Source organism: Nostoc sp., from assembly GCF_036916655.1.
In the GTDB taxonomy this organism is placed as follows: domain Bacteria; phylum Cyanobacteriota; class Cyanobacteriia; order Cyanobacteriales; family Nostocaceae; genus Nostoc.
The window spans coordinates 251,083-261,400 of sequence record NZ_JBALFY010000068.1 but is presented as its reverse complement, the minus strand read 5'-3'; the positions used below and the strand labels follow the sequence as shown (position 1 = coordinate 261,400).

6 protein-coding genes are annotated in these 10,318 nt (G+C 35.7%); all 6 read left to right on the top strand.

The features are described 5' to 3' along the window. Positions 1-796: 796 nt before the first annotated feature. Positions 797-2,236 (top strand): sugar transferase, encoded by a 1,440-nt coding sequence (locus tag V7L31_RS19340; protein ID WP_334697733.1) that lies wholly within the window; start codon positions 797-799, stop codon positions 2,234-2,236. A gap of 368 nt (positions 2,237-2,604) precedes the next feature. Then, complete coding sequence (locus tag V7L31_RS19335) at positions 2,605-4,038, top strand: oligosaccharide flippase family protein (RefSeq protein WP_334697732.1); 1,434 nt, start codon at positions 2,605-2,607, stop codon at positions 4,036-4,038. A 63-nt stretch (positions 4,039-4,101) separates the two neighbouring features. Further along, the gene (locus V7L31_RS19330) at positions 4,102-5,100 is read left to right on the top strand and encodes a glycosyltransferase family 2 protein (RefSeq protein WP_334697731.1); all 999 of its coding nucleotides are present in this window, start codon (positions 4,102-4,104) and stop codon (positions 5,098-5,100) included. A gap of 452 nt (positions 5,101-5,552) precedes the next feature. Next, positions 5,553-6,809 carry an O-antigen ligase family protein gene (locus V7L31_RS19325; protein WP_334697730.1) on the top strand — a complete coding sequence of 419 codons (1,257 nt, stop codon included), beginning with the start codon at positions 5,553-5,555 and terminating at the stop codon, positions 6,807-6,809. A 514-nt stretch (positions 6,810-7,323) separates the two neighbouring features. Then, the gene (locus V7L31_RS19320) at positions 7,324-8,625 is read left to right on the top strand and encodes a UDP-glucose/GDP-mannose dehydrogenase family protein (RefSeq protein WP_334697729.1); all 1,302 of its coding nucleotides are present in this window, start codon (positions 7,324-7,326) and stop codon (positions 8,623-8,625) included. Continuing rightward, a complete protein-coding gene (locus V7L31_RS19315) occupies positions 8,609-9,820 on the top strand; it encodes a glycosyltransferase family 4 protein (RefSeq protein ID WP_334697728.1) in 1,212 nt (403 codons plus the stop codon). Before V7L31_RS19320 ends, V7L31_RS19315 begins: the two co-directional genes overlap by 17 nt. The last annotated feature ends 498 nt before the right edge of the window (positions 9,821-10,318 follow it).

Below are 10,318 nucleotides of genomic sequence, written 5' to 3'. Positions count from 1 at the left end.
GACAAGAAAATGTATCAAAAACGACTCTTCCTCAGGATGTAAAATAACTACAAGGTATATATGACAACGCTCATAGATATCATAGTTCAGTTATGCGTTAGAATTTTTTTCACTAATCTGTTACCACAAATTATCTAGAGATCTTCATGAAGATACCCCAACTTCAACTACAATATTCACATCATGTAAATTTTTGTTACAAAAGTCAACTTTTTGATCCATTTCGTTGTACGTTATCCATGTGAGTTTTGTAAATCAGTAATTATGCGTAAGCAAACAAGAAAATTTCTAAGCAAAACCGAATTAGTCTAGCTAAACATGCTACAGTGATTGTGTAAAGAGATATGAATTGTATCTCTAATAAAAACATTAATCTGCAATAAAAGTCTAGTAAGCAAGTTCAACTATTTATTACACGCCTTAAAAATTCTAACTAATATTTCTACCTGACTTGCTTGATTACTAAGTTTATGTCAGGAGTTTTATTTAACCTATAGTTAAATAAATTCAAAGTTTTTTTCTTGCCATTAAATCTCAATATTTACGGGCTAAACCAAGCGCTAATTATCAAAAAACACTAATTATCAAAAAAAGTTAAGCATTCGGGTAGTAAGCCACAAGAAGAAAGACCAACCCTGAAATACGCTTTTGATCAAAAAATTAAAGTTATTCTGAAGAAAACCGTTAATTGTAAACTATAAATGACACATTTCTTTGAGAGAAAAATATGAGATGCCCCACCTAATATAGGTTTCCATTAAATTTTAGATTTTAACTACACCAAGTTTTATTAAGTATGAGTAACCAAAGCATTGTAACAAATAAATTGAGTGAAGTGCCTTTAGATTTGCGTGCATCTGCATTTGTAACGGTACGTAAAGGTTCATGGTGGTTAAGATTAACAACATTATTTTTGGTAGACTATACTCTTTTATCATTAGCTTGGATTTTAGCTGGATATCAATATTATGAGCATTTGACTTGGTATATACCAAGTCAATATTTACCAATCTTAATAACTATTGGGATTCAAATAGGCTCATTAGCTGTCCAAGGTATTTATCGAGAAGGTCAAAAACGCTATGACTACTTGAATATTATCAAATCGCTAACTTTTGCTCATGGATTAATACTCCTTGTTTGTTTTTTGTATAAACCAGTAGTTGATATTACACAACCAAGATTAATATTATTATCTTGGTTGCTAAGTATACTATTTATTTGCACTGGTAGATATACTGTAAATTTCACTCTTGAATATCTCCGCAAGCAGAAAAAAATAGTTCGTTCTTCTGTATTTATTATTTGTGATCCTCAAGATCGTGAGCAGATTACTAGCTTTATCAAAAAGGAGAAACATTACATAATATCTGGAGCTGCAAACGCTAATTCATTAGACAGATATCAGCGTCAAAAAACATTGAATCAACTTAATCAATTAGGTGTAACAGAAGTTTTTATATCTTGGGATGCTCTAAAAAATAGAATGTTTTTGTGCTGGTTATTTCAAGCATCTGGCATCCAAGTACATATTTTACCGATGGAATTAAAACCAATTTATAGAAACGTAGAATTTAACAAAATTGGCGGAATGCCTTGCCTGAGTTTAGATTGTCCAATACTTACAGGAAAAGACTTTTGGATAAAGCGTAGTTGTGATTTTTGTTTCGCGACTTTATTTGTAATGTTATCATTACCTGTCTACATAGCCATAGCTATAGCTATAAAATTGGACTCTCCCGGCACAGTGTTTTATAGACAAACACGTATAGGTTTACATGGGCAACAGTTTAAAGTATGGAAATTCAGAACTATGAGGTCTGATGCGGAAAAATTACAGAAAGAATTAGAAGCTTTAAATGAAACCAAAGATGGGATTATCTTTAAAATTAAAGATGATCCTCGTATTACCAGTGTTGGTAAATTTCTCCGTCGTTACAGCTTGGATGAGTTACCCCAACTTTTTAATGTTATTCTTGGAGAAATGAGTATAGTAGGGCCTCGACCTTTACCTACAAGAGATGTAGATAAGTTTGCTGAACATCATTTTATTAGACATGAAGTTTTACCTGGCATTACAGGTCTTTGGCAAGTCTCAGGTCGCTCGGATATCTTAGATTTTGAACAAGTTATTAATCTCGATCTTAACTACATTGAAAATTGGTCTCTTGGATTAGATTTTGAAATTCTGCTCAAAACAGTGATGGTAGTTTTAAAAAAAGAAGGTGCTTACTAAGCTGATTAAAAACAAATCATAGTAAACAGCAATAATTATATAGTCGTTTACATATTGAAATAACTATTGTTGTTTACCGTAAAGTTAATTTTTTAACTCATTAAATTTATATTTTTCTACTTTCAGTAGTTAAATATTTGGTTAAGAGTAATAAAAGCTTTTGTATAAATATTTTTAATTTAAGAAAATATTGTGAACAGTACCGTATTCAATGTTTCAATTTATGATAATTCCAAAAAAATGATTGTATGAATTATAAGCATAAAAAAAGCTATAAAAGCTTCTAAAGCTTTATCCGAAAAAGTAAGTCATTATGTTATGAATATGGTGATTTAAAACTAACTAGATAAGCTGATTAATAATTAAGAATGTCAGAAAAGTATAAACTAATAAGTAATTCCCTTTCAATGATAGTCAATCGGCTAACACAAAGCATTACAGCCTTTGTATTAACCGCTGCTATTGCTCGTACTTTAGGAGCTGAGGCTTTAGGTCAGTATCTACTAGCATATAGCTACTATTTTATTTTTGTGGGCATTGCTTCACAGGGGCTAAAGACATTGTTTACCAGAGAACTAGCCAATGAATCACAAAAAACATCAGTTTATTTAATTAGTGGTACCTGCTTACAATTAATATTTACTTTTCTTAGTTATGCGGCATTGGTTATTGTAGTGTTTTTACTTCCCTATAGTTCCAAAACCTCTACAATTTGCTACATTATGGGATTAACCATCATTCCATTTGGACTCTCCAACGTAACGGAGGCAATTTTCCAAGCTAAAGAAAAGATGCATTTGATTGCTATTGCTACAGTCCCAGTGTATGTCTTACGCGTACTAATAATGATCTGGGCAATGCAACTGAATTATGGAATTGAATATCTGGGAGGGATACTGTTTTTTTCGGAAACATTAATTTTGATCGTTGAATGGATTCTGATTACACGGTTCGTCAAAATACAGTGGCAGATTGATAGAATTTTTATATGGAAGATAATTAAGGGCGCACGGACATTTTTTGCTATTGAAGCAATATCTGTAGTAAGTAGTAGAATTCAAATATTGATTCTTTCATTGATAGGAAATGAGTTTTTAGTAGGTCTTTTTGGTGGAATATTACAACTGCTACAACCTTTTTTAATTATTGCAAACAGTATAACTGTAGCAATGTTTCCCAGACTCTCAAAAGTAGTAGACCAAGGGCGACAAAAGCAACAGCAAATCACTGAAAGCTTTATTGAAATTCTACTAATTATGGGGTTACCCTTATTCCTTGGATTGTTATTTTTTGGCAAAGATTTACTTGTTTTTATTTATGACTCTAGCTTTGCTCAAGGAAGTTTAGCTCTTAGTATCAGTGCTGCATCACTTCTTTTACTGCCATTCACACGCACACTCTGTTATCTACTTGTAGCCAATCATTTTGAGATAGTCAATCTACGTGAAGTGGTTATTACAACTACATTAGGAAGCTTGGCAGGTGTGGCATTAGTTTCGCAATATCAGCTACTAGGTGCAGCTATAATGGCATTACTAATGACTATTATTGCCTTCAGTCAGTATGTTTACTTCAGCTATACTCTCTTATTTCCATTAAATTTATGGAGAATTATTCGCCGTCCTGCTGTAATTAGCACTTTAATGCTATCTGTATTTTTAATTTTAAAGAAAGTTAACTTAGATTTTTCATTAACTCTTATTATTTCGACTTCTTCCTATATTCTATTTGTTAGTTTTCTCAGTATTTATACTTTAGGCGGAATTGATTTTGTCTTGGAAAAATTTGTAAGAAAGGGATGACACTTCAATCACTAAGCTTGCTTCCAAAATAGCAAAATTTCCAAAACTAAGATAACTAGAGCAATGAATAATGAATATTTTCAATCAGAAAAACCAAGAAACCAAAAATTAACAATGGTAAATGAAAATAACCAAATAATAGTCAGTGTTGTAATTCCTACACGCAATAGACCACAAATTGTTGCTAGGGGTGTCACAAGTGCATTAGCTCAAACGCTGCAATCAATTGAAGTAATTGTGATTGTAGACGGTCCCGATCAGGAAACAGTCAACGTATTGTCTCAGATAACTGATCCAAGATTGAGAGTGATAGAATTATCAAAAAATGTTGGACCATCAGGGGCTAGAAATACTGGAGTGAGAGAAGCTAAAGGCACTTGGATAGCCTTTTTAGATGATGACGATGAATGGCTTCCACAAAAATTAGAGCGTCAACTTGAGGTAGGAAATAGTTCCCATTATGATTTTCCAGTTATCGCTAGTCGTTTCATTGCCCATACTCCAAAAGGTGACTTGATTTGTCCTAGAAGGTTACCTAACCACTCTGAACCTTTAAGTGAATATCTTTTTGCGCGTAACTCCTTTTTTAAAGGAGAAGGCTGCATACAAACATCAACTATTTTTGTGAAGAAAGAGTTAGTACAAAAAATTCCTCTAGAAGAAAAGTTTTACAGACATGAGGATTGGGAGTGGTTACTTAGGGTTAGTGCTATCGAGGGTGTAGGAATAGAGTTCGTACCTGAGCCTATGGCAATCTGGCATTCAGACATGGGAATCAAACGTTTAAGTAACATTAACGAATGGCAATATTCCTTGGATTGGATTCGTTCTACTCGCAATTTAGTAACACCAAAGGCTTATTCAGGCTTTATTACAACAATTATTACTCCTTCTGCCTCCTTAGTCGGTGACTGGAAAGCCTTCTTTCCTTTGTTGGGGGAATCTATACGATGGGGCAATCCCCGACCCATTGATATATTCTTGTACTTAACTATGTGGCTATTCCCTCAGCAACTCAGGCAGCAAATTCGCTCTTTTTTCCTCAAGAAGCCCAAAATATAGGAGATTGTTTAAAAAAATAAAGCAGAAGATAAGAATAATGACAAAAACCTTAAAGCATAAATTTAAAGTCTCCAAAAAAAATAATTATAGAGATGAGTATAGCCATATACAAAGCCTCTTTGCTTAAATTTCCAGTTTTTAAATGTATATTATCTCTGTCTTCAATCTTGATAAAGAATAAATACCAATCTTAAAAATACAGCGAACTCGTAAAAAGTGAATGCCTTGAACGAGTTAGTTGTCTATAAACAAAGAGGGTATTAGTTCCACTTAGTTATGTCTGCCTTATAGCTAATGCTATAATTTACTTATTAAGTGATAGCGTGCAACATTATAGTATTAGCTTTATGTCAGAAAGATTCTAATTGTTGAAATATTGCCTGTCTGGACGGCAATATTTTTCACGAAAATATAAATAGGAAAAATTAATGTTCTAGTCAATTTATGAAAATATGAAAAAACTGCTAATTTTTGCTGAATATGGATTTACTATTCTATCGTTGCTGATGTATTCAGGTGCTATCTTCACTCTTATCCTTTCAGGAGGAGCACTACAGCAGGAACAGGCACAATATGATAGCTCCTCAATTCGGATTATTTATGCCTTAATCTACGCAGTTACATTTTTACTACTAGTTTTGCGTTGGAAGAAAACTCTATATATATTGAGTAAAGGACTTTGGGTTTATCCAATATTTATATTGGCAGTTGTTTCTATTCTTTGGTCTGCTGAACCCTCAACAACATTAAAAAATAGTTTTACTCTCATTACTTCCAGCTTATTTGGCGTTTATTTTGCCTCGCGATACAGCTTTAAACAGCAATTCCATCTATTAGCTTGGGTTTTTGGAATTATTATAATACTAAGTATTTTTTTTGCTATAGCTTTACCTCAGTATGGGATACAGTCTGACGCAGGAAAGTGGCGTGGAGTATTCACTCATAAAAATGGTCTAGGGGCAAGAATGGTTATTAGTAGTATAGTTTTTTTAATCCTTGGTTATCAAAGTAGAAAATATAGTTGGCTTTTCTGGGGTGGGTTTAGCTTTTCAGTACTGCTATTAATGCTTTCTGGGTCAACTTCATCACTAGTAAATCTAGTAATTTTAATATTTGCATTTTTCGCTTTTCAAGTTTGGCGATGGTCGTACTCTATCATGATACCAACCCTAATAATAATGGCAATCATAAGTCAAATTTTATATTTTTGGTTGTCTAATGGTGCTGATGTCGTGTTTAGTTCACTTGGTAAAGATTCAACACTAACTGGTCGAACAGAACTGTGGCCACTAGTGATGGATATGATTTGGAAACGTCCTTGGCTTGGTTATGGTTATGGTGGATTCTGGCAAGGATGGGATGGTGAGTCTGCCTATATTTGGCTAAATGCAGGATGGCTGGCACCTCATGCCCACAATGGTTACCTTGCTATTTGCCTTGATTTAGGTTTTTTAGGATTGGGGGTATTCTTATTAGGATTTTCGCGTACTTATTTGCAAGGATTGACTTGGGTGCGTGGTAGTAAAACGGCGTTAGATATATGGCCACTTATACATATCACATATATAGCCTTAGCTAGCCTTACTGAATCTGCTTTACTGGAATCTAATAGTTTGACTTGGATTCTCTATGTAGCATTATCTTTCTCAGTGAGAATGACACATAAAACAAGAATAATAAATGCAAAAAAAACAATTGTTACAGCATAAAATTTATCAATTGTAAAAGCATTCTAAAGTAATTGTTTCTGTGGTCGTAATGGAGAACATACTAAAATGTTAGAAGCAGTGGCTTGGGAGCTAGCAGTAATTTTAAGCCAATAGGAGGTATAACTGAGATAGTTACTCAATCTGAAAGATGGATTAATCATTAGCATAAGGAATATTGAGAAATTATCAAATGCTGTTAAATCTTTAATTGAAAATAAGAATTTGAGGCTTTCTCTAGGAGCTAAGGCAAGAACAAGTGTTTTCCCTCTAGATATCATCAAAAAACATTGGGTTTATTTTATGCTTCTATAGGACTCCGATTTGATTTCTGAAAACACACTGAGACTGAAAAGCCTGTTTTATACGGGTTTTATCTGAAATCTTATTCCAAAATCAGATATGAGTCCTATATATCATTCAGTGTTGAATTAAGATGCTACGGAAAAGCAATCTTAGAGCTTGATTGTTTTGTAATGTATGAAACGTATAACAACTTTACTCTTACTTTATAGATATGAAAATTAGCATTTTTGGTTTGGGATATGTCGGTGCTGTAACAGCAGCTTGCTTGGCACGAGACGGTCACGAAGTCATTGGTGTAGATGTCAATCCCGAAAAAGTGGATTTGATCGCCAAGGGAGAGTCGCCTATTGTAGAGCCAGGGCTAAGTCAGTTGCTAGTTGATGGAGTTGCAGCTAAGTTAATCACAGCTACTACAGATACGGAAGCGGCGGTACTAGGATCAGATGTTTCGCTGATTAGCGTCGGCACACCTCCAATGGAAAGAGGAGAACCCGATCTTACTTATGTTTGGAATGTGTGCAAGCAGATTGGGAAAGCCGCCATCCAAAAAAATGAAACCCATGTGGTTGTGTTGCGTAGCACTGTTCCCCCAGGAACATTGGAAAAGTGTCAAAATCTGTTAGATACTATCACAGGTGATAATTCTATTCATCTAGCATTTAACCCAGAGTTTTTACGCGAAGGTTCGGCTATCAAAGATTACGATCAACCACCGTATACGATTATCGGTACTGAATCTCCTGTGGCAGAAGCAGCAGTACGACAGATGTATGCCAGAGTAGATGCACCATTCACCGTAGTCCAGCCATCGGTAGCGGAAATGGTTAAATATGTAGCCAATTGCTGGCACGCTACCAAAGTGGGATTTGCTAATGAAATCGGACGAGTCGCTAAAGCTTTTGGTGTAGATGGACGGGAAGTAATGAACATCATCGTGCAGGACACGAAGTTAAATATTTCCCCTGTTTATATGCGTCCTGGATTTGCCTACGGTGGTTCCTGTCTGCCTAAAGATTTGAGTTCTTTGCTTTACCATGCAAGGAATATGGATGTACCAGTACCATTACTAAATGCCCTCCCAACTACTAACAGCCTTCAAGTAGATTTGGCTGCCCAGCAGGTGTTACGTCTTGGTGTCAGACAGGTTGCTGTTTTGGGATTGGCATTCAAACCAGGTACAGATGATTTAAGAGAAAGTCCAGCGGTACTGTTAGTCAAGCGGTTGATTGGGGAAGGCTGCCAGGTGAAAATATACGACCCTGCTGTATATGAAGCTCGATTGATGGGAACCAACCTTGCCTATATCCAGAGTAACATCCCCCATTTTGAGGCTTTCCTAGTACCAAATTCCCAACAAGCTTTAGAGGGAGCAGAACTGGCAATAGTTACACATGCTACACCAGAATTTCACCAAGTACTACTTGAGGCTCCCAAAGAAATGCAAATTTTGGATCTGGCGGGAGTCTTTAATCAAACAAGTAAGGAGTTAGGTTATCATGGCATCGCTTGGTAGGGTACTGATTATTGTCGAGAACCTCCCCCTTCCCTTTGATCGGCGAGTATGGATGGAAGCCTCTACCCTGATAAAAGCTGGGTATGAAGTTTCGGTGATTTGTCCCAAAGGTAAAGGATTTGAACAAGAATATGAGGTAATCGATCAGGTTCACATTTATCGTCACGAAATGCCTCCTGATATCAGTTCGGTATCAGGTTATTTAAAGGAGTATGGTACAGCGCTTTTTTGGGAGTTTCGCCTTGCCCATCGGGTGTGGCAAGAGCGAGGTTTTGATATTGTCCACATTTGCAATCCTCCAGATTTACTATTTTTGGTGGCGGGATGGTTTAAGTTGTTTAAAGGTGTAAAAGTAATATTTGACCACCATGATATCAATCTGGAGATGTACGAAGCCAAGTATGGACGAAGAGATATCTTCTACTATGGACTTTCTCTGGTTGAACGATTGACCTTTGCAACAGCAGATGTAGTTATCTCAACTAATGAGTCTTATCTTTCAGTAGCACTTACCCGTGGGCGCAAAAGTCCAGAGGATGTCTTTGTTGTTCGCAGTGGCCCTGATCTTTCTCGTTTTCAACCCGTACCGCCCAACCCAGTCTACCGTAAAGGTCGGAAGTATTTGGTGGGATATGTTGGCGTTATGGGAGAACCTGAGGGAATCGATTATCTGCTGCAATCAGTGCGCTATATTGTCTATGAAAAAAAACGCCAGGATATTCACTTTATGCTCATTGGTAGCGGGCCGATGTTTGAGAAGCTTCAGGCACTCTCCGAAGAGTTAGAAGTTAATGAGTTTGTAGAATTTACGGGGCGTATTCCTGATAATGAGCTTCTGGCAAGACTTTCTAGCTGTGATATATGTGCCAATCCCGATAAAAAAATGCCCTACAACGACCGTTCGACAATGAACAAGATCATGGAGTATATGGCAATGGGAAAACCCATTGTTCAGTTTGATCTTTTGGAAGGAAGGCGATCGGCAGAGGGAGCATCTGTTTATGCCAAAGGCAACGACGTAGTGGATTTTGCCGAAAAAATTCTTGAACTTCTAGAAGACACTGAGCGACGACAAAAAATGGGAGAGCTAGGTAGACAAAGAATGGAGGAAAAATTAGAGTGGCGACATCAAATACCTAAGCTCTTAGAGGCTTATGATAAAGTTTGGCAACGAAAATATCGTAAAAATTTATAGTTGGGATGAGTAGTAAGGAAGAGGGTTATAGCCTGGTTTATCTTCCTTCATATATATAATTTATTTTATTATGCTAACTTAGCTTAGACAGCAAATTTTTGTACTGGGATTTATTTTGGATTAGGAGGTTTGAGAAATATGGACGTTATAAGAAGAGGTAGAGACGTATGTACGTCGAATTATATAAATACTTTGATATTTAAAATGAACCTGATACTAAATAGTTGATCATTTATATGTGTCAATCTTTTAGGACAATCTTGTATCAAATCCACTATTGAATTAACTATATTTTACCACTTTCAGATAAATCGACGCATTTTTGAGGATACAGCCAACGAAGATTAAAGGTTTCACCCGACTTTGATGACAGATGGTTAATTGAAGCATAAATGCAGTATGAACTGTTAACAATCTGTGTTTTTAACAATGCTCCTCTTTGCTCCTAAGTATTGGCTGTTAGATTCTTAAAACCAAAACCTTTAAATGATTTCAGGT